Raw genomic sequence first — 20,768 nt, 5'->3', positions numbered from 1 at the left:
CTGGATTCCGGCAATCCCTGCCGGAATGACGAGGGAGGGGTTGGCAGACTTCAGCATTTAGAATTTATCCACTACCGGGAAGAGATCCGACACCGCTACCCGAAATCAGGGCCCCCGACGACAGCAACCGTGTCGGAGCGGCGTCAACGAATCCCTCACCCGCGCCGGTATGCCGCGTGTTCATACCCTGTTGGAGAAGCGGTAGCCCACACCGCGCACGGTCTGCAACATGTAATCGTGTTTAGTGGGCTCGAGGGCCTTGCGCAGGCGGCGAACATGGACATCCACGGTGCGCTCCTCCACGTAGACCTGATTGCCCCACACCTGATCGAGGAGCTGCGGGCGGCTGAATGCCCGGTCCGCATGGGTCATGAGGAAGTGCAGGAGCCGATACTCCGTAGGGGCGACGTCGACACGCTTGCCGCCGGCGCTGACCCGATGGCTGACGTTATCGATGCGCAGGCCGGAGATCTCGATCTGATCGGCCCGCGCTTCCGGCTTGGCCCGCCGCAGCACGGCATTGACCCGGGCGACCAACTCCCGCGGGGAGAATGGTTTGGTGATGTAATCGTCCACCCCCGTGTCCAGCCCCCTGACTCGATCCTCCTCTTCACCCCGGGCGCTCACCATGATGATGGGGGTAGCGCAGGTTGCGGCACTCTGTTTGAGCTGCCGCGCCAGCTCCAGCCCGGAACGTCCCGGCAACATCCAGTCGAGCAGCATCAGGTCAGGGTCTTCGGACCCGAGGAGCTGGCGTGCCTCCTCGGCATGGCCGGCCTCGTGCACGCGAAAGTCCGCTCCTTCCAGGGCAAATCGAATCACCGCTCGGATATCGGGTTCATCATCGACAACCAGGATACTCGCCATAGCTGAAAATCCCCATGTGGGAGAAAGACGTCAAACTGTAATCGTTCGGCCCCACCGCGTCATTCCGGCAGAGATTACCGGGACCCAGCCCGCGTAGGGCGGATAAGCTTGCGCCATCCGCCGGATGCTAGCCACTCAGTCGAGTGGCGGCCAGGTTCCCTCCTGCGTCGGGACGGGGCCTGGCCTGACCCGCCCTACGGGCTGCCACCTGCGGCCATCCGGCGGGTGACGGCGTGCCCACCGCCGCGGCAATCGCGGCGCCTGGCGCACACGCCTGACCCGCCCTACGGGCTAGTTTATTGCCGGGAAGTTAACGAAAGATTACCGAGCGCCTGCTTGAAGCCTGCCGCGAGCCCGGCGCGCGGTGCGGGATCGCTCACAGATGCAATCCGGATCGCCGCCAGGGAGAGCAGAAAGCCGGGCAGGAGCTCGTAGACATCGAACAGGCCGCCTTCGAGCTGCTTCCACACCACCACCGTGATGCCGCCGGTGACGATACCTGCCAGTGCCCCCCGGCGGGTCATGCGCGGCCAGTAGAGGGAGAGGATAACCACCGGGCCGAAGGCAGCGCCGAAGCCGGCCCAAGCATAGCCCACCAGGTCCAGGATCATGGTCTCCGGGTCCAGGGCCATGATGAAGGCCAGGCCCGCCAGTATCACGACCGATCCGCGCCCGATCGCCACCAGCTCCCGAGGCCCCGCCTCGGGCCGCAACCGGGTACGGTACAGGTCCTCGGTAAAGGCCGAGGACGAGACCAACAGCTGGGAGTCCGCCGTGCTCATGATCGCCGCCAGGATGGCGGCGAGACAGAGGCCGGCGATCACCGGATGGAACAACAGGTTCACCAGCTCGATGAAGACCCTTTCGCGGTCGTCCGCGGTCAGCGGCGCATCCAGCACCAGGACACCGGCAAGTCCGGCGAGGATGGCACCGGTGAGGGTAATGGCGACCCATGAGACGGCGATGAAGCGGGCCCGTCCCACCTCGGTGACGGATCTTATGGCCTGAAAGCGCGCCAGGATGTGGGGCTGACCGAAATAGCCGAGACCCCAGGCGGCGAGCGACAGGATTCCGAGCAGGCCCAGGGCCGTGCCATCCGCTTCGGTAAAGAGTTTGAACAGATTTGGATTGACCGCTTCGATGCGCGTAAGACCAGGTCCCAGCCCACCGACATTGCCGAAGGCCATCACCGGGACGGCCACGAGGGCCGCGGCCATGAGTAGTCCCTGCAGGACATCGGTCCAGGAAACGGCGAGAAAGCCGCCCACCGCCGTGTACAGCAGGATGGCTGAGGCCCCGGCCGCTACCGCCCACAAGTAGGGCAGGCCGAACACGGACTGGAACAGCTTGCCCCCCGCCACCAGCCCGGAGCCCGTGTAGATCAGGAAGAACAACAGGATAAAAAAGGCGCTGATTCCGCGTAACCAGCCGTCCTCGTCACCAAAGCGGTTGGCCAGGAATTCCGGCAGGGTAAGGGCGTTGCCGTAGGCCTCGCTGAAGACACGCAGGCGCTTTGCCAGCAAGAGCCAGTTGAGCCAGGTGCCCAACAACAGGCCCCCCGCCAACCAGAGGGATTGAACCCCCGTGGCATAGGCCAGGCCCGGGAGACCGAGCAGCAACCACCCGCTCATATCGGAGGCACCGGCGCTCAGGGCCGCGGTGCCGCCGCCCAGCCGCCGCCCGCCGAGGATGAAATCCGTCAGATTCGCGGTCCGCCGAAAGGCATACCAGCCGATGACCAGGACCAACATAAAGTAGGCGCCAAAGGTGAGGGCGATGACAACTGGGTCCGGTTTCATCGTTGCTTGACCTCATTCCTACTTTGTCACCTTGAAGTCCAACTCATCGATTCCGGGCTGGGGCCTGTTGACATTCGATTCTGACCGACTGTTTTCATATACTACTACGCTGCTTCACCTTAACTTTCAGGTCGAGTAGGGAATGGCCTCCGTGCCGTTCCGCAGGCCGTTCGGAACGCCACAGAGGGCGTTCCCTACGAACATGCAGAATAGTTTGAAATGATGTACTACCAAGCCAGGGCAAAATCTTTCGGTCGGAAGGCGTCGTCATTGAGCAGGGTGACCAGCTCCTCGCGACCCATGGTCAGTACGAACAGCCCTTGGCGATAGGCATATCGGTCCGCCTCCTCTTCGATGGCCAGTGCGGCGACCGCCCCGAAGCGGCGATAGTCCCGGTATTCGGGGAAGAACTTCGGAAATGTCTTCAGATCCTCGATCAGTGCGCGTACGTCGTCTACCCGCAGGGTGCTCTTGACCTCCACCACCACCAGGGCCTCACCGTTCACCAGCAGCAGATCGAGCTCCATCTCCTCCCCGCCTTGGCGTGCCCGCACCCGTTCCAGGGTGCGGTTGACAGGGATCCCGCGGGCTTGGAACAACTCTGCCGCCCCCGGCCGCACCAGGGCTTCGAGCAACCGGCCCCACTTGCCGATGAAGAGATTTTCGGCCGCCCGGGTCTGGGCGGAAAGGGCCGCGATTTCCCGCTCCGTGGCCTCGAAACGCCGGTCGAGACGGCGGTCGGTCTCTTCGAAGCGCTGGTCGAGGCGGCGGTCGGTTTCCCGAAAACGCTGGTCGGTCTCTTCGAAGCGTTGGTCGGTCTCCCGGAAACGTCGGTCGGTCTCTTCGAAGCGTTGATCGAGGCGCCGGTCGGTTTCCCGGAACAGCGCCCAGATGGATTCGACGGTTTGTTCTATCTCGAGTCGAGTCATGGTTCTACACCCAGGGGCCTATCAATTGGAGCAATCTATCGGGAGCAGCCTTGAGTGGCAAGCCTTCTTCATTGCAAGTTTGCTGTGCTCTAGTGAGTGAATCCGACTGCTTGCGCCATTTGCTTGGCGGTGACCGTGCGCTCATCGGCATTGAAGTGGAAGGTGAGCATGGCAATCTGTGTTTGGCTGAATGATAGACGCCGCAACGCGGCAGCCTACCGGTCAGCCGAGGGTGGAACAGCGGTACTGCGTGTTTCGTCGTTGCTCATGGTAAGGTCACATTGTCGTGTTCCGGGCACTTTACCGTCAGTGGTCATGGTGCTCCTATCATAGGTATAGTCTAAAGATCACGGGAATGGGCTTCCATTGGGGAGGGGAAAAAGGTGACAGAAGACAACCATGTGCGGCGCCGGCCTGTCTATCAGGGCAAGATCGTCGACTTGGGCCTGGAGACTATCGATTTACCCAACGGCGAGGCGGCGGAGCTGGAGATCGTCAGACACCCCGGCGGCGCGGCCGTGGTGGCCGTGGATCACCAGGACCGAGTTTGCCTGTTGCGCCAATACCGGCACGCGGCCGACGGTTGGCTCTGGGAGCTGCCGGCCGGGAAGCTGGAGCCGGACGAGACACCCCTCGGCACCGCTCGACGCGAGCTCTCCGAAGAGGCCGGGGTGGAAGCGGAACGATGGACCGAGCTGGGTACTCTGCACAGCTCGCCGGGGGTCTTGACCGAGATTATCCACCTCTACCTGGCCGGCGGCCTGCGGCGGGCTGCCCACCACCACGAGACCCACGAGGTCATCGAGATCCACTGGCTGCCTTTCAGGCAAGTCCTGGATTGGTGCCTCGACGGCACCGTCACCGATGCCAAGACCCTGATCGGCCTGTTCCGTGCCCAGGCGTTGCACGGGAAAACGGGCCGATCCGGGAACGGATGGGTCGGCCGCGGATAAAGGTAACGGGATCAAAAACCACTGCTTGGGTTGCCCAATCCAAGGTCGTCGAGATCGCGCTGCAACTGGCCTGGGATAGGGGAACGGAGGTATACTCGCCGTCTTCGCTAAGAGGCATGATTTTATGAAAAAACCTTATGTAGGTCTGCTTGCTGGTGTTCTGGCATTTGGGATGGGCGCAGTACCGCTCGACCCTTTGGTAACGGATGTCGAAGCCAAACGGTTTGGAGGAGGATTTGGACGTAGCTCGTTTCGATCCGGGAAAGGTGGGAGGTTTAAACCTTTCTCTATCTCAAGCGTGTCGAAAGCCAGGAGGGCTGGTAAGCCGAAAAGGGGCATAAAAACCGAAAGACCCAGGGGGACTGGTAAGCCGAAAGGGAACATAAGAACCGAAAAACCCAAGGGGACCGGTAAGCCGAAAGGGAGCATAAAAACCGAAAAACCCAGGGGGACTGGTAAGCCGAAAGGGAACATAAGAACCGAAAAACCCAAAGGGACCGGTAAGCCAAAAGGGAGCATAAAAACCGGTGGTAGAAAAGGAGGAATTGCTACGAGCGGACGGAGCGCAAGGACAAAGGCGGCGATTAATGCAAAACGAATGCGCGATAAATTCAAGAAAAAGCCTTCACCGGTTGTTTCGGGTCAAGCGGGTAAAGCTTCGACGATCGGAGGGCAACGTCATGCAACGATTGATAAAACCTATGGTGATAATCCGATTTATCGACGTGTTCGTAAAACCGATAGGGGAAGCTATTGGAAACGTCGTGAGCGGTTCTATGGCAAGGATTATGAGCCACCGGCTTATGTATACAACATGGCGCCTTCATATGGTCTATTCGGGACGATCTTCCTTGCTGGTTTATTGAATAATGTTTCAAATGCGGGGGCATTTGCTCATCACCATCAAAATGATCCGGGTTATCAGGCGTGGCGTAGAGAAGCGGATGAGTTAGCTGAGCAGAATGAAGATTTGCGTAACAAACTCGCTGCAATGGATGCCGAGGCTGCTAAACTCGAGGGGACACCTGTTGATCCGGCTTATTTGCCGAAGGGTGTCGATCCTGATATTGTTTTGGCATCGAGTGTCCGTGCTGCAACATTGCCTCAGCTAAGGGTCTGTGTCGGGTCGCAATCAGGGGCTTATTATCGGGTGACTGAGCAGGGCCTTGGTTTGAGTCTTGGTGATACGGTCAATGTCGTACCAGTGGAGACGGTTGGATCGAACCAGGCACTTGAATTCCTTGTTGATGGAAAGTGTGATAGTGCATGGATCCAGAGAGATAGCTACTGGAATTACATCGAGGCGACAAAAACTAACAACCTGCCGTTTGTACGTGTTGTTTCACCTTACAAAGAGGCTGTTCATTTGATCTGTCATGCGTCTGGTCCAAGTAAAATCAGTAGGCTTACCGAAGATCACAAAGTCTGGTTTCCGAAGAAGTCCGGTGCAGCGGAGACCTGGAAGAATTTTATCGGTGAGGATGCCGGCTATGGGGAAGTCCAAACTGTTTTGAATACCCCCTCGATGGCAGTCGCCTCGAATAAAGAGGCATTATTGAAGGTGACTGATGCCAAGTCCTGCATGATGTATGTCGCAGCTCCGGGAGAGACCGGGTTTATGAAAGTGGTCGAGGAGATGGCTGTAACCAGGAATCTTGTTATGATTGATGTCAGTGATGGCGATCTTGAAAATACGACTGATCCGGCTGGTGAAGATGTGTACGAATACAAGGAGATCGATTCATCTGTGTACCCGAGTCTTGCACGTCAGAATGGAGTGGTTTTTGGGAGTGGTGACATTGATACGCTATACGTGAGGGCCGATTTTGTCATCGCCAATGCATGGAAGGATGCAAATCCTGAGCTTTATCCATCACTTGCCTTTGATATTGCCTCGCTCGAGGATGAGATCAGAACGGTAGTGGGTCAGTAACTCGTCCAGGGAGAAGTTGTTGAAATGATTGGTCAGTATCTAAAAAAGAAGCTTGGAATCGGGGGCAAGGAGATCCCTCCCACTGAAGCCTTTCATTCTCCGTTAAGGGTGGCACTGCATAGCACGATCAGATTGGAGACAGTCGATTTATTGGTGTTGAAATCAGTGCTTCATCCGAACTTTGTGGTCCCGAATGGCGATCTGCAAGTGCTTGCCATTGGCAAGTTTGAGCTGGATGGGATGCCGGTCCATCAGCTCTATGTCCAGGACCAGGCGGGGGAAGAATTTGTCCTCCAGCTTGTCGAAGGCAGGGAGTATCGCTCCCAGACACCAATCGTCAATGAGATCACGTTATTTAAGCAGATTGTCACTTTGGAGCCTGAGACTGAGACCTCGCTTGACCGGGAGCTTGCGAATATCGGGTTTCATGAATTGACAGTGGACGATGTTGTCTATCACCGGTTGTGGGGAGACTCTTATACGGAGAAGGCGGAGTTCCGAACTTATAATGAGAAGGTGATAACGCCAGCTGGTGTTGAGACCTATACAAACCAATGGCTATTATATGGTCGTGAAGTTGAGAGTCCGGTTGGTAGTAATCCGATCAGTGAGTATCTATTGGTTGGGATCGAGGAAAACGAATCGGCTGCACAGCTGATGATGCAGAGTGGGATAGCACTTAATCAAAATGATATTTCGGTTCAATAAAAAAGAGGAGAAAAACCATGTTTGGTCGATTTATAAAGAACTATGGAAAAGGTAAGCTCACCGATGCCGTTGGTGGGCTGCGGGATGCGATTGTCGGGTTTGACCCGGAAGGGGCAACCGAGGCAGAAATCGCTACTATGGAGGAGAATTTCGATAAGGTTAATCGAGAGTTCTCCAAAGCGAAGCAGGATTGGCTCCGGGAGAAAAAGGAGGCCGATACGATCGAGGATCTGTACCAACAGCGGTTAGCCGCAGCTGAACATATTCAGCAGCAGCTCGATGCACAGCCTGACAACAATGCCGATCAGCTGAATGCTGCATTGAGCCAGTTGGTCGAGACGCTGGAATCGATGGCATCCGAGGTCCAGCGAGAGAAGGAAGAGGCCGAAGACGCAAAAGAAGTGATGGATGATCTCGAGGCAACGGTAAAGCTATACGCTGAGAATCTGAGGACAGCACGGAGTCAGCTAAAGGCTGCTGCACGTACCATGGAGAAGTCAAAGCGGGATGAGGAACGTGCTGCTATGAAGGCGGAGCGAGCTGCACGGCTTGCTGGTCTGAAGCAAAACAGCTCGATACTCGGATCGGCGCTGGAGAGCATGAACAAGCAAGCGGCTGAGGCGCAGGCGCGTGCGGATGCCGCAAAGCATAAGGCGGAGCTGCTTGGACCGACTAAGGTTGAGGATAACGCTATTGTCAAGCAGGCGCTTGCAAGCGTTTCCGGGGTTTCTCCTACCCCATCATCGATTTCCGAGCGGTTGGCTGCTTTGAAGAAGCAATCCTAATCCGTTCAGAAGATTGATTGGAGCCATTATTGAACTTTTTCGGTTCAATAATGGCTTTTTTGTATAAATAGGGTATCTAGCAAATACAATTTAAGCACGATGTACATTATGGAGTGCACGGAATCCGGGAGCCATTCACATGCGCATCCATGTCCTTCAACACGTCCCCTTCGAGGGGCCCGCCGGGATCGGTGACTGGGCCGCGGGCAAGGGGCATTCCATCACCATCACCCCCCTGTTTGAGCATGGGAGATTGCCGGATCGGGGGACATTCGACTGGCTGGTCGTCATGGGTGGACCTATGGGGGTCCGGGATGAGGCCGACTATCCCTGGATGGCAACCGAGAAGGAACTAATAGACGCGGCCATTGCCGCGGGTAAGACCGTGATCGGGGTCTGTCTGGGTGCCCAGCTGATCGCCGCTGTCCTGGGGGTCCGCGTGTACCCAAATGCCCACCGGGAGATCGGCTGGTATCCGATCGAGCTGACCGATCAAGGCCGGGCATCGGACCTGCTTGCCTTTTTGCCCCATCGATTCGAGGTATTCCACTGGCACGGAGACACCTTCGACTTGCCGGATGGGGCGGTCCATCTGGCATCCAGTGAAGGCTGTGGGCATCAGGCCTTTCTCTACGCGGATCGGGTGCTGGGACTCCAGTTTCATCTGGAATCGACGCCCACAAGCGTGGCAGACCTGGTCGCCAACTGCGCGGACGAGATAATCCCCGGAAAGTACGTGCAAGACGCGGAACGAATGCTCGCGGCGACGGGAGAGGACTATGCGCGCATCAACCGGGCCTTATTCGGTATCCTCGACCGGCTTCCGGCCTGACGGTGGTCGTCTGTAGGGTGGGCTGTGCCCACCGAGTGGGATAGGCTATGCCCACCGGTGACTCACTCGGTGGTGGGCGGAGCCTACCCTAGGCTGCAACGAGGCCGCGGTTTTTGGCTGCAGGACAGTTTGAACCGCAAAGACGCGCAGGACACAGAGCATCGGATCGCGTTTCTTTAGCTCCCTTCGTCGCAATTCAGCGCGCAGTGAAATCGCCATGCATCTATCGGATATGACCTTAAAGTATAATTGGGGGTCACATGAAGAACTTGGACGTATTTACTACCCAGGATCTGCGTCAGCGTTTCGGCGAACTCCTCTCCGATGCACAGCGGGGACAACTGTCGCTGATTATGGAGAATGACCGCCCTGTCATCATTGCGATTCCCTTTGATCAGCGGTTGCTGGAGAACGGCGTCCATCGCGCCCTTGCTCTCAATCTCTTTGAAGCAGGCCAGCTCTCACTTGTCCAGGCTGCGAAGGTAGCCGCCCTCTCTCCGGAGGCATTCATGGAGGTTCTGGAAGAAACGGATATTTCCGCCGTCGACTATCCGCCGGAAGAGCTTACAGGAGAGCTGGAAGTGGCCTGACGAACCGGATGACAAGGAAAAACTATGAATCGCGCGAATCGATCCGCGAGGATTCGTGTGATTCGTAGTTTCTCTTTCGTTGGGGTTCGTTCCTCACCTCAACCCACACGCGCTTTGCGTCCTTCGCGCTTTTGCGGTTCGAAAATAGCCAAATCCGGTGGACCGGGTGCCCCAGGTCCCCTGGTGACCTCGCCGCCGGTGAGCTAGCGTAGCCCGCCCACGTACTGACGTGGGGGGGCATCCCGACAGGATTCACGCGCCCAATGATGATTCGCCTGTCCCTTCAGTCCCCGGAGTTGGCAGGCAAGCTCCCCGAGACCGTCATCAGCCAGGGCCTCGATCTCCCCGCCGACGCCTTTGACGCCGCGCTGGCGCCCACACCGGCGGACGCTGGCTCCGGCCTGGTCGAGCAGATCAAGAAGCTCTTGAGCTGGCGTGCCAATAGCGGCGACCAACGCTTTAAAGAGCTGTACCAAGCTATCGACCTCCTGCTGCAAAAGATGCTCGCCTCGGACCAGGCGGTCACCGACGTCAAGGCCCGCTACGAGCCATTCAAACAGGTCCTCGCTGAGAATGTTGGGCACGGGCTGTCCCTGGCCCTTTATGCCCGGTTGGGCCTGGGGCCACGGGAGATTGGACGATTGGTCGGCAGAGATCGCTCCACGGTCCGCAAGCACTTACGGACCCTGCGTACCCTGGGCCTGGTGCCGCCGGCGACTCCGGCGAGCAATCAACAGCGTGTCTTGCCGCTCGCCTCGGCGACCGGCCGGGAGGTGGTGCAATGAGCAGGTACCCCAAAGATGTAACCCAGGCCGTAATCCAGTCCTTGCGCTTCGTCCAAGACTTGTTAGTCGCCCGTAATCCTGAGCAGTCTCAGCTGGAGATCGATGCTGAGGGCCTTTACCAATTCTTGGACTGGGCCATTACCGAGCTTCAGAAAGCCGATTATTCGACGTAGGATCAGCACACCCGCGGCAAAATGGTCAGCGCTGACCATTTTGCCGCGGGTGTGCTGATCCTACGTCGAATAATCGGCTTTCTGAAGCTCGGTAATGGCCCAGTCCAAGAATTGGTAAAGGCCCTCAGCATCGATCTCCAGCTGAGACTGCTCAGGATTACGGGCGACTAACAAGTCTTGGACGAAGCGCAAGGACTGGATTACGGCCTGGGTTACATCTTTGGGGTACCTGCTCATTGCACCACCTCCCGGCCGGTCGCCGAGGCGAGCGGCAAGACACGCTGTTGATTGCTCGCCGGAGTCGCCGGCGGCACCAGGCCCAGGGTACGCAGGGTCCGTAAGTGCTTGCGGACCGTGGAGCGATCTCTGCCGACCAATCGTCCAATCTCCCGTGGCCCCAGGCCCAACCGGGCATAAAGGGCCAGGGACAGCCCGTGCCCAACATTCTCAGCGAGGACCTGTTTGAATGGCTCGTAGCGGGCCTTGACGTCGGTGACCGCCTGGTCCGAGGCGAGCATCTTTTGCAGCAGGAGGTCGATAGCTTGGTACAGCTCTTTAAAGCGTTGGTCGCCGCTATTGGCACGCCAGCTCAAGAGCTTCTTGATCTGCTCGACCAGGCCGGAGCCAGCGTCCGCCGGTGTGGGCGCCAGCGCGGCGTCAAAGGCGTCGGCGGGGAGATCGAGGCCCTGGCTGATGACGGTCTCGGGGAGCTTGCCTGCCAACTCCGGGGACTGAAGGGACAGGCGAATCATCATTGGGCGCGTGAATCCTGTCGGGATGCCCCCCCACGTCAGTACGTGGGCGGGCTACGCTAGCTCACCGGCGGCGAGGTCACCAGGGGACCTGGGGCACCCGGTCCACCGGATTTGGCTATTTTCGAACCGCAAAAGCGCGAAGGACGCAAAGCGCGTGTGGGTTGAGGTGAGGAACGAACCCCAACGAAAGAGAAACTACGAATCACACGAATCCTCGCGGATCGATTCGCGCGATTCATAGTTTTTCCTTGTCATCCGGTTCGTCAGGCCACTTCCAGCTCTCCTGTAAGCTCTTCCGGCGGATAGTCGACGGCGGAAATATCCGTTTCTTCCAGAACCTCCATGAATGCCTCCGGAGAGAGGGCGGCTACCTTCGCAGCCTGGACAAGTGAGAGCTGGCCTGCTTCAAAGAGATTGAGAGCAAGGGCGCGATGGACGCCGTTCTCCAGCAACCGCTGATCAAAGGGAATCGCAATGATGACAGGGCGGTCATTCTCCATAATCAGCGACAGTTGTCCCCGCTGTGCATCGGAGAGGAGTTCGCCGAAACGCTGACGCAGATCCTGGGTAGTAAATACGTCCAAGTTCTTCATGTGACCCCCAATTATACTTTAAGGTCATATCCGATAGATGCATGGCGATTTCACTGCGCGCTGAATTGCGACGAAGGGAGCTAAAGAAACGCGATCCGATGCTCTGTGTCCTGCGCGTCTTTGCGGTTCAAACTGTCCTGCAGCCAAAAACCGCGGCCTCGTTGCAGCCTAGGGTAGGCTCCGCCCACCACCGAGTGAGTCACCGGTGGGCATAGCCTATCCCACTCGGTGGGCACAGCCCACCCTACAGACGACCACCGTCAGGCCGGAAGCCGGTCGAGGATACCGAATAAGGCCCGGTTGATGCGCGCATAGTCCTCTCCCGTCGCCGCGAGCATTCGTTCCGCGTCTTGCACGTACTTTCCGGGGATTATCTCGTCCGCGCAGTTGGCGACCAGGTCTGCCACGCTTGTGGGCGTCGATTCCAGATGAAACTGGAGTCCCAGCACCCGATCCGCGTAGAGAAAGGCCTGATGCCCACAGCCTTCACTGGATGCCAGATGGACCGCCCCATCCGGCAAGTCGAAGGTGTCTCCGTGCCAGTGGAATACCTCGAATCGATGGGGCAAAAAGGCAAGCAGGTCCGATGCCCGGCCTTGATCGGTCAGCTCGATCGGATACCAGCCGATCTCCCGGTGGGCATTTGGGTACACGCGGACCCCCAGGACAGCGGCGATCAGCTGGGCACCCAGACAGACCCCGATCACGGTCTTACCCGCGGCAATGGCCGCGTCTATTAGTTCCTTCTCGGTTGCCATCCAGGGATAGTCGGCCTCATCCCGGACCCCCATAGGTCCACCCATGACGACCAGCCAGTCGAATGTCCCCCGATCCGGCAATCTCCCATGCTCAAACAGGGGGGTGATGGTGATGGAATGCCCCTTGCCCGCGGCCCAGTCACCGATCCCGGCGGGCCCCTCGAAGGGGACGTGTTGAAGGACATGGATGCGCATGTGAATGGCTCCCGGATTCCGTGCACTCCATAATGTACATCGTGCTTAAATTGTATTTGCTAGATACCCTATTTATACAAAAAAGCCATTATTGAACCGAAAAAGTTCAATAATGGCTCCAATCAATCTTCTGAACGGATTAGGATTGCTTCTTCAAAGCAGCCAACCGCTCGGAAATCGATGATGGGGTAGGAGAAACCCCGGAAACGCTTGCAAGCGCCTGCTTGACAATAGCGTTATCCTCAACCTTAGTCGGTCCAAGCAGCTCCGCCTTATGCTTTGCGGCATCCGCACGCGCCTGCGCCTCAGCCGCTTGCTTGTTCATGCTCTCCAGCGCCGATCCGAGTATCGAGCTGTTTTGCTTCAGACCAGCAAGCCGTGCAGCTCGCTCCGCCTTCATAGCAGCACGTTCCTCATCCCGCTTTGACTTCTCCATGGTACGTGCAGCAGCCTTTAGCTGACTCCGTGCTGTCCTCAGATTCTCAGCGTATAGCTTTACCGTTGCCTCGAGATCATCCATCACTTCTTTTGCGTCTTCGGCCTCTTCCTTCTCTCGCTGGACCTCGGATGCCATCGATTCCAGCGTCTCGACCAACTGGCTCAATGCAGCATTCAGCTGATCGGCATTGTTGTCAGGCTGTGCATCGAGCTGCTGCTGAATATGTTCAGCTGCGGCTAACCGCTGTTGGTACAGATCCTCGATCGTATCGGCCTCCTTTTTCTCCCGGAGCCAATCCTGCTTCGCTTTGGAGAACTCTCGATTAACCTTATCGAAATTCTCCTCCATAGTAGCGATTTCTGCCTCGGTTGCCCCTTCCGGGTCAAACCCGACAATCGCATCCCGCAGCCCACCAACGGCATCGGTGAGCTTACCTTTTCCATAGTTCTTTATAAATCGACCAAACATGGTTTTTCTCCTCTTTTTTATTGAACCGAAATATCATTTTGATTAAGTGCTATCCCACTCTGCATCATCAGCTGTGCAGCCGATTCGTTTTCCTCGATCCCAACCAATAGATACTCACTGATCGGATTACTACCAACCGGACTCTCAACTTCACGACCATATAATAGCCATTGGTTTGTATAGGTCTCAACACCAGCTGGCGTTATCACCTTCTCATTATAAGTTCGGAACTCCGCCTTCTCCGTATAAGAGTCTCCCCACAACCGGTGATAGACAACATCGTCCACTGTCAATTCATGAAACCCGATATTCGCAAGCTCCCGGTCAAGCGAGGTCTCAGTCTCAGGCTCCAAAGTGACAATCTGCTTAAATAACGTGATCTCATTGACGATTGGTGTCTGGGAGCGATACTCCCTGCCTTCGACAAGCTGGAGGACAAATTCTTCCCCCGCCTGGTCCTGGACATAGAGCTGATGGACCGGCATCCCATCCAGCTCAAACTTGCCAATGGCAAGCACTTGCAGATCGCCATTCGGGACCACAAAGTTCGGATGAAGCACTGATTTCAACACCAATAAATCGACTGTCTCCAATCTGATCGTGCTATGCAGTGCCACCCTTAACGGAGAATGAAAGGCTTCAGTGGGAGGGATCTCCTTGCCCCCGATTCCAAGCTTCTTTTTTAGATACTGACCAATCATTTCAACAACTTCTCCCTGGACGAGTTACTGACCCACTACCGTTCTGATCTCATCCTCGAGCGAGGCAATATCAAAGGCAAGTGATGGATAAAGCTCAGGATTTGCATCCTTCCATGCATTGGCGATGACAAAATCGGCCCTCACGTATAGCGTATCAATGTCACCACTCCCAAAAACCACTCCATTCTGACGTGCAAGACTCGGGTACACAGATGAATCGATCTCCTTGTATTCGTACACATCTTCACCAGCCGGATCAGTCGTATTTTCAAGATCGCCATCACTGACATCAATCATAACAAGATTCCTGGTTACAGCCATCTCCTCGACCACTTTCATAAACCCGGTCTCTCCCGGAGCTGCGACATACATCATGCAGGACTTGGCATCAGTCACCTTCAATAATGCCTCTTTATTCGAGGCGACTGCCATCGAGGGGGTATTCAAAACAGTTTGGACTTCCCCATAGCCGGCATCCTCACCGATAAAATTCTTCCAGGTCTCCGCTGCACCGGACTTCTTCGGAAACCAGACTTTGTGATCTTCGGTAAGCCTACTGATTTTACTTGGACCAGACGCATGACAGATCAAATGAACAGCCTCTTTGTAAGGTGAAACAACACGTACAAACGGCAGGTTGTTAGTTTTTGTCGCCTCGATGTAATTCCAGTAGCTATCTCTCTGGATCCATGCACTATCACACTTTCCATCAACAAGGAATTCAAGTGCCTGGTTCGATCCAACCGTCTCCACTGGTACGACATTGACCGTATCACCAAGACTCAAACCAAGGCCCTGCTCAGTCACCCGATAATAAGCCCCTGATTGCGACCCGACACAGACCCTTAGCTGAGGCAATGTTGCAGCACGGACACTCGATGCCAAAACAATATCAGGATCGACACCCTTCGGCAAATAAGCCGGATCAACAGGTGTCCCCTCGAGTTTAGCAGCCTCGGCATCCATTGCAGCGAGTTTGTTACGCAAATCTTCATTCTGCTCAGCTAACTCATCCGCTTCTCTACGCCACGCCTGATAACCCGGATCATTTTGATGGTGATGAGCAAATGCCCCCGCATTTGAAACATTATTCAATAAACCAGCAAGGAAGATCGTCCCGAATAGACCATATGAAGGCGCCATGTTGTATACATAAGCCGGTGGCTCATAATCCTTGCCATAGAACCGCTCACGACGTTTCCAATAGCTTCCCCTATCGGTTTTACGAACACGTCGATAAATCGGATTATCACCATAGGTTTTATCAATCGTTGCATGACGTTGCCCTCCGATCGTCGAAGCTTTACCCGCTTGACCCGAAACAACCGGTGAAGGCTTTTTCTTGAATTTATCGCGCATTCGTTTTGCATTAATCGCCGCCTTTGTCCTTGCGCTCCGTCCGCTCGTAGCAATTCCTCCTTTTCTACCACCGGTTTTTATGCTCCCTTTTGGCTTACCGGTCCCTTTGGGTTTTTCGGTTCTTATGTTCCCTTTCGGCTTACCAGTCCCCCTGGGTTTTTCGGTTTTTATGCTCCCTTTCGGCTTACCGGTCCCCTTGGGTTTTTCGGTTCTTATGTTCCCTTTCGGCTTACCAGTCCCCCTGGGTCTTTCGGTTTTTATGCCCCTTTTCGGCTTACCAGCCCTCCTGGCTTTCGACACGCTTGAGATAGAGAAAGGTTTAAACCTCCCACCTTTCCCGGATCGAAACGAGCTACGTCCAAATCCTCCTCCAAACCGTTTGGCTTCGACATCCGTTACCAAAGGGTCGAGCGGTACTGCGCCCATCCCAAATGCCAGAACACCAGCAAGCAGACCTACATAAGGTTTTTTCATAAAATCATGCCTCTTAGCGAAGACGGCGAGTATACCTCCGTTCCCCTATCCCAGGCCAGTTGCAGCGCGATCTCGACGACCTTGGATTGGGCAACCCAAGCAGTGGTTTTTGATCCCGTTACCTTTATCCGCGGCCGACCCATCCGTTCCCGGATCGGCCCGTTTTCCCGTGCAACGCCTGGGCACGGAACAGGCCGATCAGGGTCTTGGCATCGGTGACGGTGCCGTCGAGGCACCAATCCAGGACTTGCCTGAAAGGCAGCCAGTGGATCTCGATGACCTCGTGGGTCTCGTGGTGGTGGGCAGCCCGCCGCAGGCCGCCGGCCAGGTAGAGGTGGATAATCTCGGTCAAGACCCCCGGCGAGCTGTGCAGAGTACCCAGCTCGGTCCATCGTTCCGCTTCCACCCCGGCCTCTTCGGAGAGCTCGCGTCGAGCGGTGCCGAGGGGTGTCTCGTCCGGCTCCAGCTTCCCGGCCGGCAGCTCCCAGAGCCAACCGTCGGCCGCGTGCCGGTATTGGCGCAACAGGCAAACTCGGTCCTGGTGATCCACGGCCACCACGGCCGCGCCGCCGGGGTGTCTGACGATCTCCAGCTCCGCCGCCTCGCCGTTGGGTAAATCGATAGTCTCCAGGCCCAAGTCGACGATCTTGCCCTGATAGACAGGCCGGCGCCGCACATGGTTGTCTTCTGTCACCTTTTTCCCCTCCCCAATGGAAGCCCATTCCCGTGATCTTTAGACTATACCTATGATAGGAGCACCATGACCACTGACGGTAAAGTGCCCGGAACACGACAATGTGACCTTACCATGAGCAACGACGAAACACGCAGTACCGCTGTTCCACCCTCGGCTGACCGGTAGGCTGCCGCGTTGCGGCGTCTATCATTCAGCCAAACACAGATTGCCATGCTCACCTTCCACTTCAATGCCGATGAGCGCACGGTCACCGCCAAGCAAATGGCGCAAGCAGTCGGATTCACTCACTAGAGCACAGCAAACTTGCAATGAAGAAGGCTTGCCACTCAAGGCTGCTCCCGATAGATTGCTCCAATTGATAGGCCCCTGGGTGTAGAACCATGACTCGACTCGAGATAGAACAAACCGTCGAATCCATCTGGGCGCTGTTCCGGGAAACCGACCGGCGCCTCGATCAACGCTTCGAAGAGACCGACCGACGTTTCCGGGAGACCGACCAACGCTTCGAAGAGACCGACCAGCGTTTTCGGGAAACCGACCGCCGCCTCGACCAGCGCTTCGAAGAGACCGACCGCCGTCTCGACCGGCGTTTCGAGGCCACGGAGCGGGAAATCGCGGCCCTTTCCGCCCAGACCCGGGCGGCCGAAAATCTCTTCATCGGCAAGTGGGGCCGGTTGCTCGAAGCCCTGGTGCGGCCGGGGGCGGCAGAGTTGTTCCAAGCCCGCGGGATCCCTGTCAACCGCACCCTGGAACGGGTGCGGGCACGCCAAGGCGGGGAGGAGATGGAGCTCGATCTGCTGCTGGTGAACGGTGAGGCCCTGGTGGTGGTGGAGGTCAAGAGCACCCTGCGGGTAGACGACGTACGCGCACTGATCGAGGATCTGAAGACATTTCCGAAGTTCTTCCCCGAATACCGGGACTATCGCCGCTTCGGGGCGGTCGCCGCACTGGCCATCGAAGAGGAGGCGGACCGATATGCCTATCGCCAAGGGCTGTTCGTACTGACCATGGGTCGCGAGGAGCTGGTCACCCTGCTCAATGACGACGCCTTCCGACCGAAAGATTTTGCCCTGGCTTGGTAGTACATCATTTCAAACTATTCTGCATGTTCGTAGGGAACGCCCTCTGTGGCGTTCCGAACGGCCTGCGGAACGGCACGGAGGCCATTCCCTACTCGACCTGAAAGTTAAGGTGAAGCAGCGTAGTAGTATATGAAAACAGTCGGTCAGAATCGAATGTCAACAGGCCCCAGCCCGGAATCGATGAGTTGGACTTCAAGGTGACAAAGTAGGAATGAGGTCAAGCAACGATGAAACCGGACCCAGTTGTCATCGCCCTCACCTTTGGCGCCTACTTTATGTTGGTCCTGGTCATCGGCTGGTATGCCTTTCGGCGGACCGCGAATCTGACGGATTTCATCCTCGGCGGGCGGCGGCTGGGCGGCGGCACCGCGGCCCTGAGCGCCGGTGCCTCCGATATGAGCGGGTGGTTGCTGCTCGGTCTCCCGGGCCTGGCCTATGCCACGGGGGTTCAATCCCTCTGGTTGGCGGGGGGCCTGTTGTTGGGCACCTGGCTCAACTGGCTCTTGCTGGCAAAGCGCCTGCGTGTCTTCAGCGAGGCCTACGGCAACGCCCTTACCCTGCCGGAATTCCTGGCCAACCGCTTTGGTGACGAGGACGGCTGGTTACGCGGAATCAGCGCCTTTTTTATCCTGTTGTTCTTCCTGATCTACACGGGCTCCGGGCTGGTGGCGGGGGGCAAGCTGTTCCAGTCCGTGTTCGGCCTGCCCTACTTGTGGGCGGTAGCGGCCGGGGCCTCAGCCATCCTGCTGTACACGGCGGTGGGCGGCTTTCTCGCCGTTTCCTGGACCGATGTCCTGCAGGGACTACTCATGGCCGCGGCCCTCGTGGCCGTCCCGGTGATGGCCTTCGGCAATGTCGGTGGGCTGGGACCTGGTCTTACGCGCATCGAAGCGGTCAATCCAAATCTGTTCAAACTCTTTACCGAAGCGGATGGCACGGCCCTGGGCCTGCTCGGAATCCTGTCGCTCGCCGCCTGGGGTCTCGGCTATTTCGGTCAGCCCCACATCCTGGCGCGCTTTCAGGCCATAAGATCCGTCACCGAGGTGGGACGGGCCCGCTTCATCGCCGTCTCATGGGTCGCCATTACCCTCACCGGTGCCATCCTCGCCGGACTTGCCGGTGTCCTGGTGCTGGATGCGCCGCTGACCGCGGACGACCGCGAAAGGGTCTTCATCGAGCTGGTGAACCTGTTGTTCCATCCGGTGATCGCCGGCCTCTGTCTCGCCGCCATCCTGGCGGCGATCATGAGCACGGCGGACTCCCAGCTGTTGGTCTCGTCCTCGGCCTTTACCGAGGACCTGTACCGTACCCGGTTGCGGCCCGAGGCGGGGCCTCGGGAGCTGGTGGCGATCGGGCGCGGATCGGTCGTGATACTGGCGGGCCTGGCCTTCATCATGGCCCTGGACCCGGAGACCATGATCCTGGACCTGGTGGGCTATGCTTGGGCCGGCTTCGGCGCTGCCTTCGGCCCGGTGGTTATCCTCTCCCTCTACTGGCCGCGCATGACCCGCCGGGGGGCACTGGCAGGTATCGTCACCGGCGGCATCACGGTGGTGGTGTGGAAGCAGCTCGAAGGCGGCCTGTTCGATGTCTACGAGCTCCTGCCCGGCTTTCTGCTCTCCCTGGCGGCGATCCGGATTGCATCTGTGAGCGATCCCGCACCGCGCGCCGGGCTCGCGGCAGGCTTCAAGCAGGCGCTCGGTAATCTTTCGTTAACTTCCCGGCAATAAACTAGCCCGTAGGGCGGGTCAGGCGTGTGCGCCAGGCGCCGCGATTGCCGCGGCGGTGGGCACGCCGTCACCCGCCGGATGGCCGCAGGTGGCAGCCCGTAGGGCGGGTCAGGCCAGGCCCCGTCCCGACGCAGGAGGGAACCTGGCCGCCACTCGACTGAGTGGCTAGCATCCGGCGGATGGCGCAAGCTTATCCGCCCTACGCGGGCTGGGTCCCGGTAATCTCTGCCGGAATGACGCGGTGGGGCCGAACGATTACAGTTTGACGTCTTTCTCCCACATGGGGATTTTCAGCTATGGCGAGTATCCTGGTTGTCGATGATGAACCCGATATCCGAGCGGTGATTCGATTTGCCCTGGAAGGAGCGGACTTTCGCGTGCACGAGGCCGGCCATGCCGAGGAGGCACGCCAGCTCCTCGGGTCCGAAGACCCTGACCTGATGCTGCTCGACTGGATGTTGCCGGGACGTTCCGGGCTGGAGCTGGCGCGGCAGCTCAAACAGAGTGCCGCAACCTGCGCTACCCCCATCATCATGGTGAGCGCCCGGGGTGAAGAGGAGGATCGAGTCAGGGGGCTGGACACGGGGGTGGACGATTACATCACCAAACCATTCTCCCCGCGGGAGTTGGTCGCCCGGGTCAATGCCGTGCTGCGGCGGGCCAAGCCGGAAGCGCGGGCCGATCAGATCGAGATCTCCGGCCTGCGCATCGATAACGTCAGCCATCGGGTCAGCGCCGGCGGCAAGCGTGTCGACGTCGCCCCTACGGAGTATCGGCTCCTGCACTTCCTCATGACCCATGCGGACCGGGCATTCAGCCGCCCGCAGCTCCTCGATCAGGTGTGGGGCAATCAGGTCTACGTGGAGGAGCGCACCGTGGATGTCCATGTTCGCCGCCTGCGCAAGGCCCTCGAGCCCACTAAACACGATTACATGTTGCAGACCGTGCGCGGTGTGGGCTACCGCTTCTCCAACAGGGTATGAACACGCGGCATACCGGCGCGGGTGAGGGATTCGTTGACGCCGCTCCGACACGGTTGCTGTCGTCGGGGGCCCTGATTTCGGGTAGCGGTGTCGGATCTCTTCCCGGTAGTGGATAAATTCTAAATGCTGAAGTCTGCCAACCCCTCCCTCGTCATTCCGGCAGGGATTGCCGGAATCCAG

Annotated in this window: 22 protein-coding genes; 11 read left to right on the top strand and 11 right to left on the bottom strand. The window is 57.8% G+C overall.

What is annotated here, in order from left to right:
* Window positions 1-180: 180 nt before the first annotated feature.
* The 3 genes from phoB (BQ17_RS01250) to BQ17_RS01260 form a co-directional block, all read right to left on the bottom strand.
* Window positions 181-867 (bottom strand): phosphate regulon transcriptional regulator PhoB, encoded by a 687-nt coding sequence (phoB, locus tag BQ17_RS01250; protein ID WP_089723943.1) that lies wholly within the window; start codon window positions 865-867, stop codon window positions 181-183.
* 296 nt (window positions 868-1,163) lie between these two features.
* Window positions 1,164-2,666, bottom strand: a complete 1,503-nt coding sequence (putP, locus tag BQ17_RS01255) for a sodium/proline symporter PutP (RefSeq protein WP_089723944.1) — start codon at window positions 2,664-2,666, stop codon at window positions 1,164-1,166.
* Between the two features lie 227 nt (window positions 2,667-2,893).
* A complete protein-coding gene (locus BQ17_RS01260; RefSeq protein WP_207787576.1) occupies window positions 2,894-3,595 on the bottom strand; it encodes a hypothetical protein in 702 nt (233 codons plus the stop codon).
* A gap of 383 nt (window positions 3,596-3,978) precedes the next feature.
* Here BQ17_RS01260 and BQ17_RS01265 point away from each other — a divergent pair, with 383 nt between their 5' ends.
* The 8 genes from BQ17_RS01265 (at window position 3,979) to BQ17_RS21230 (ending at window position 10,354) form a co-directional block, all read left to right on the top strand.
* On the top strand, window positions 3,979-4,548 hold the full coding sequence (locus BQ17_RS01265; RefSeq protein ID WP_089723945.1) for an NUDIX hydrolase: 570 nt from the start codon (window positions 3,979-3,981) through the stop codon (window positions 4,546-4,548).
* 124 nt (window positions 4,549-4,672) lie between these two features.
* Entirely contained in the window at window positions 4,673-6,481 is a 1,809-nt protein-coding gene (locus BQ17_RS20005) for a TAXI family TRAP transporter solute-binding subunit (RefSeq protein WP_141699025.1), read from the top strand.
* 24 nt (window positions 6,482-6,505) lie between these two features.
* Window positions 6,506-7,189, top strand: a complete 684-nt coding sequence (locus tag BQ17_RS01275; protein ID WP_089723947.1) for a hypothetical protein — start codon at window positions 6,506-6,508, stop codon at window positions 7,187-7,189.
* A 17-nt stretch (window positions 7,190-7,206) separates the two neighbouring features.
* Window positions 7,207-7,974, top strand: a complete 768-nt coding sequence (locus BQ17_RS01280) for a hypothetical protein (protein ID WP_089723948.1) — start codon at window positions 7,207-7,209, stop codon at window positions 7,972-7,974.
* Window positions 7,975-8,113: 139 nt separating this feature from the next.
* Window positions 8,114-8,806 (top strand): type 1 glutamine amidotransferase, encoded by a 693-nt coding sequence (locus BQ17_RS01285; protein WP_089723949.1) that lies wholly within the window; start codon window positions 8,114-8,116, stop codon window positions 8,804-8,806.
* 260 nt (window positions 8,807-9,066) lie between these two features.
* Window positions 9,067-9,396 (top strand): UPF0175 family protein, encoded by a 330-nt coding sequence (locus BQ17_RS01290; RefSeq protein ID WP_089723950.1) that lies wholly within the window; start codon window positions 9,067-9,069, stop codon window positions 9,394-9,396.
* A gap of 263 nt (window positions 9,397-9,659) precedes the next feature.
* Window positions 9,660-10,181, top strand: a complete 522-nt coding sequence (locus BQ17_RS01295) for a helix-turn-helix domain-containing protein (RefSeq protein WP_089723951.1) — start codon at window positions 9,660-9,662, stop codon at window positions 10,179-10,181.
* On the top strand, window positions 10,178-10,354 hold the full coding sequence (locus BQ17_RS21230; RefSeq protein ID WP_176722238.1) for a hypothetical protein: 177 nt from the start codon (window positions 10,178-10,180) through the stop codon (window positions 10,352-10,354). The genes BQ17_RS01295 and BQ17_RS21230 overlap by 4 nt, the downstream gene beginning before the upstream one ends.
* A 60-nt stretch (window positions 10,355-10,414) precedes the next feature.
* Here BQ17_RS21230 and BQ17_RS21235 read toward each other — a convergent pair whose 3' ends face one another.
* From BQ17_RS21235 to BQ17_RS01330, 8 genes are all read right to left on the bottom strand, one after another.
* Window positions 10,415-10,591: a hypothetical protein gene (locus BQ17_RS21235; protein ID WP_176722238.1), complete on the bottom strand. Its 177-nt coding sequence runs from the start codon at window positions 10,589-10,591 to the stop codon at window positions 10,415-10,417.
* The gene (locus BQ17_RS01300) at window positions 10,588-11,109 is read right to left on the bottom strand and encodes a helix-turn-helix domain-containing protein (protein WP_089723951.1); all 522 of its coding nucleotides are present in this window, start codon (window positions 11,107-11,109) and stop codon (window positions 10,588-10,590) included. Before BQ17_RS01300 ends, BQ17_RS21235 begins: the two co-directional genes overlap by 4 nt.
* 263 nt (window positions 11,110-11,372) lie before the next feature.
* Window positions 11,373-11,702: a UPF0175 family protein gene (locus BQ17_RS01305; protein ID WP_089723950.1), complete on the bottom strand. Its 330-nt coding sequence runs from the start codon at window positions 11,700-11,702 to the stop codon at window positions 11,373-11,375.
* A 260-nt stretch (window positions 11,703-11,962) separates the two neighbouring features.
* On the bottom strand, window positions 11,963-12,655 hold the full coding sequence (locus tag BQ17_RS01310) for a type 1 glutamine amidotransferase (protein ID WP_089723949.1): 693 nt from the start codon (window positions 12,653-12,655) through the stop codon (window positions 11,963-11,965).
* Window positions 12,656-12,794: 139 nt separating this feature from the next.
* The gene (locus BQ17_RS01315) at window positions 12,795-13,562 is read right to left on the bottom strand and encodes a hypothetical protein (protein ID WP_089723948.1); all 768 of its coding nucleotides are present in this window, start codon (window positions 13,560-13,562) and stop codon (window positions 12,795-12,797) included.
* 17 nt (window positions 13,563-13,579) lie between these two features.
* Complete coding sequence (locus BQ17_RS01320) at window positions 13,580-14,263, bottom strand: hypothetical protein (RefSeq protein ID WP_089723947.1); 684 nt, start codon at window positions 14,261-14,263, stop codon at window positions 13,580-13,582.
* Window positions 14,264-14,287: 24 nt separating this feature from the next.
* Window positions 14,288-16,096 (bottom strand): TAXI family TRAP transporter solute-binding subunit, encoded by a 1,809-nt coding sequence (locus tag BQ17_RS20010; protein WP_141699025.1) that lies wholly within the window; start codon window positions 16,094-16,096, stop codon window positions 14,288-14,290.
* A gap of 124 nt (window positions 16,097-16,220) precedes the next feature.
* Window positions 16,221-16,790: an NUDIX hydrolase gene (locus BQ17_RS01330; protein ID WP_089723945.1), complete on the bottom strand. Its 570-nt coding sequence runs from the start codon at window positions 16,788-16,790 to the stop codon at window positions 16,221-16,223.
* Between the two features lie 383 nt (window positions 16,791-17,173).
* Between BQ17_RS01330 and BQ17_RS01335 the strand changes: the two genes are divergently transcribed.
* The 3 genes from BQ17_RS01335 (at window position 17,174) to phoB (BQ17_RS01345) (ending at window position 20,588) form a co-directional block, all read left to right on the top strand.
* Window positions 17,174-17,875, top strand: coding sequence for a hypothetical protein (locus tag BQ17_RS01335; protein WP_207787576.1), 702 nt, complete (start codon window positions 17,174-17,176; stop codon window positions 17,873-17,875).
* Window positions 17,876-18,102: 227 nt separating this feature from the next.
* The gene (gene putP / locus BQ17_RS01340; RefSeq protein ID WP_089723944.1) at window positions 18,103-19,605 is read left to right on the top strand and encodes a sodium/proline symporter PutP; all 1,503 of its coding nucleotides are present in this window, start codon (window positions 18,103-18,105) and stop codon (window positions 19,603-19,605) included.
* Window positions 19,606-19,901: 296 nt separating this feature from the next.
* Window positions 19,902-20,588, top strand: coding sequence for a phosphate regulon transcriptional regulator PhoB (gene phoB, locus BQ17_RS01345; protein WP_089723943.1), 687 nt, complete (start codon window positions 19,902-19,904; stop codon window positions 20,586-20,588).
* Window positions 20,589-20,768 lie beyond the last annotated feature (180 nt).

The sequence above is a fragment of the Candidatus Thiosymbion oneisti genome (assembly GCF_900092655.1).
Lineage (GTDB): Bacteria > Pseudomonadota > Gammaproteobacteria > Chromatiales > Chromatiaceae > Thiosymbion > Thiosymbion oneisti.
Note: the sequence above shows the minus strand (reverse complement) of the source record. Positions and strands in the feature narration are given on the sequence as shown.

What these genes read in the sequence shown, in the direction of transcription:
- BQ17_RS01275 (WP_089723947.1), top strand. Translation starts at nt 6,506, where the DNA reads ATGATTGGTCAGTATCTAAAAAAGAAGCTTGGAATCGGGGGCAAGGAG.
- BQ17_RS01300 (WP_089723951.1), bottom strand. Translation starts at nt 11,109, where the DNA reads ATGATGATTCGCCTGTCCCTTCAGTCCCCGGAGTTGGCAGGCAAGCTC.
- BQ17_RS01290 (WP_089723950.1), top strand. Translation starts at nt 9,067, where the DNA reads ATGAAGAACTTGGACGTATTTACTACCCAGGATCTGCGTCAGCGTTTC.
- BQ17_RS01280 (WP_089723948.1), top strand. Translation starts at nt 7,207, where the DNA reads ATGTTTGGTCGATTTATAAAGAACTATGGAAAAGGTAAGCTCACCGAT.
- BQ17_RS20005 (WP_141699025.1), top strand. Translation starts at nt 4,673, where the DNA reads ATGAAAAAACCTTATGTAGGTCTGCTTGCTGGTGTTCTGGCATTTGGG.
- BQ17_RS01335 (WP_207787576.1), top strand. Translation starts at nt 17,174, where the DNA reads ATGACTCGACTCGAGATAGAACAAACCGTCGAATCCATCTGGGCGCTG.
- BQ17_RS01310 (WP_089723949.1), bottom strand. Translation starts at nt 12,655, where the DNA reads ATGCGCATCCATGTCCTTCAACACGTCCCCTTCGAGGGGCCCGCCGGG.
- putP (WP_089723944.1), top strand. Translation starts at nt 18,103, where the DNA reads ATGAAACCGGACCCAGTTGTCATCGCCCTCACCTTTGGCGCCTACTTT.
- BQ17_RS01260 (WP_207787576.1), bottom strand. Translation starts at nt 3,595, where the DNA reads ATGACTCGACTCGAGATAGAACAAACCGTCGAATCCATCTGGGCGCTG.
- BQ17_RS21230 (WP_176722238.1), top strand. Translation starts at nt 10,178, where the DNA reads ATGAGCAGGTACCCCAAAGATGTAACCCAGGCCGTAATCCAGTCCTTG.
- BQ17_RS01305 (WP_089723950.1), bottom strand. Translation starts at nt 11,702, where the DNA reads ATGAAGAACTTGGACGTATTTACTACCCAGGATCTGCGTCAGCGTTTC.
- BQ17_RS01320 (WP_089723947.1), bottom strand. Translation starts at nt 14,263, where the DNA reads ATGATTGGTCAGTATCTAAAAAAGAAGCTTGGAATCGGGGGCAAGGAG.
- BQ17_RS01295 (WP_089723951.1), top strand. Translation starts at nt 9,660, where the DNA reads ATGATGATTCGCCTGTCCCTTCAGTCCCCGGAGTTGGCAGGCAAGCTC.
- BQ17_RS21235 (WP_176722238.1), bottom strand. Translation starts at nt 10,591, where the DNA reads ATGAGCAGGTACCCCAAAGATGTAACCCAGGCCGTAATCCAGTCCTTG.
- BQ17_RS20010 (WP_141699025.1), bottom strand. Translation starts at nt 16,096, where the DNA reads ATGAAAAAACCTTATGTAGGTCTGCTTGCTGGTGTTCTGGCATTTGGG.
- phoB (WP_089723943.1), bottom strand. Translation starts at nt 867, where the DNA reads ATGGCGAGTATCCTGGTTGTCGATGATGAACCCGATATCCGAGCGGTG.
- BQ17_RS01315 (WP_089723948.1), bottom strand. Translation starts at nt 13,562, where the DNA reads ATGTTTGGTCGATTTATAAAGAACTATGGAAAAGGTAAGCTCACCGAT.
- phoB (WP_089723943.1), top strand. Translation starts at nt 19,902, where the DNA reads ATGGCGAGTATCCTGGTTGTCGATGATGAACCCGATATCCGAGCGGTG.
- BQ17_RS01285 (WP_089723949.1), top strand. Translation starts at nt 8,114, where the DNA reads ATGCGCATCCATGTCCTTCAACACGTCCCCTTCGAGGGGCCCGCCGGG.
- putP (WP_089723944.1), bottom strand. Translation starts at nt 2,666, where the DNA reads ATGAAACCGGACCCAGTTGTCATCGCCCTCACCTTTGGCGCCTACTTT.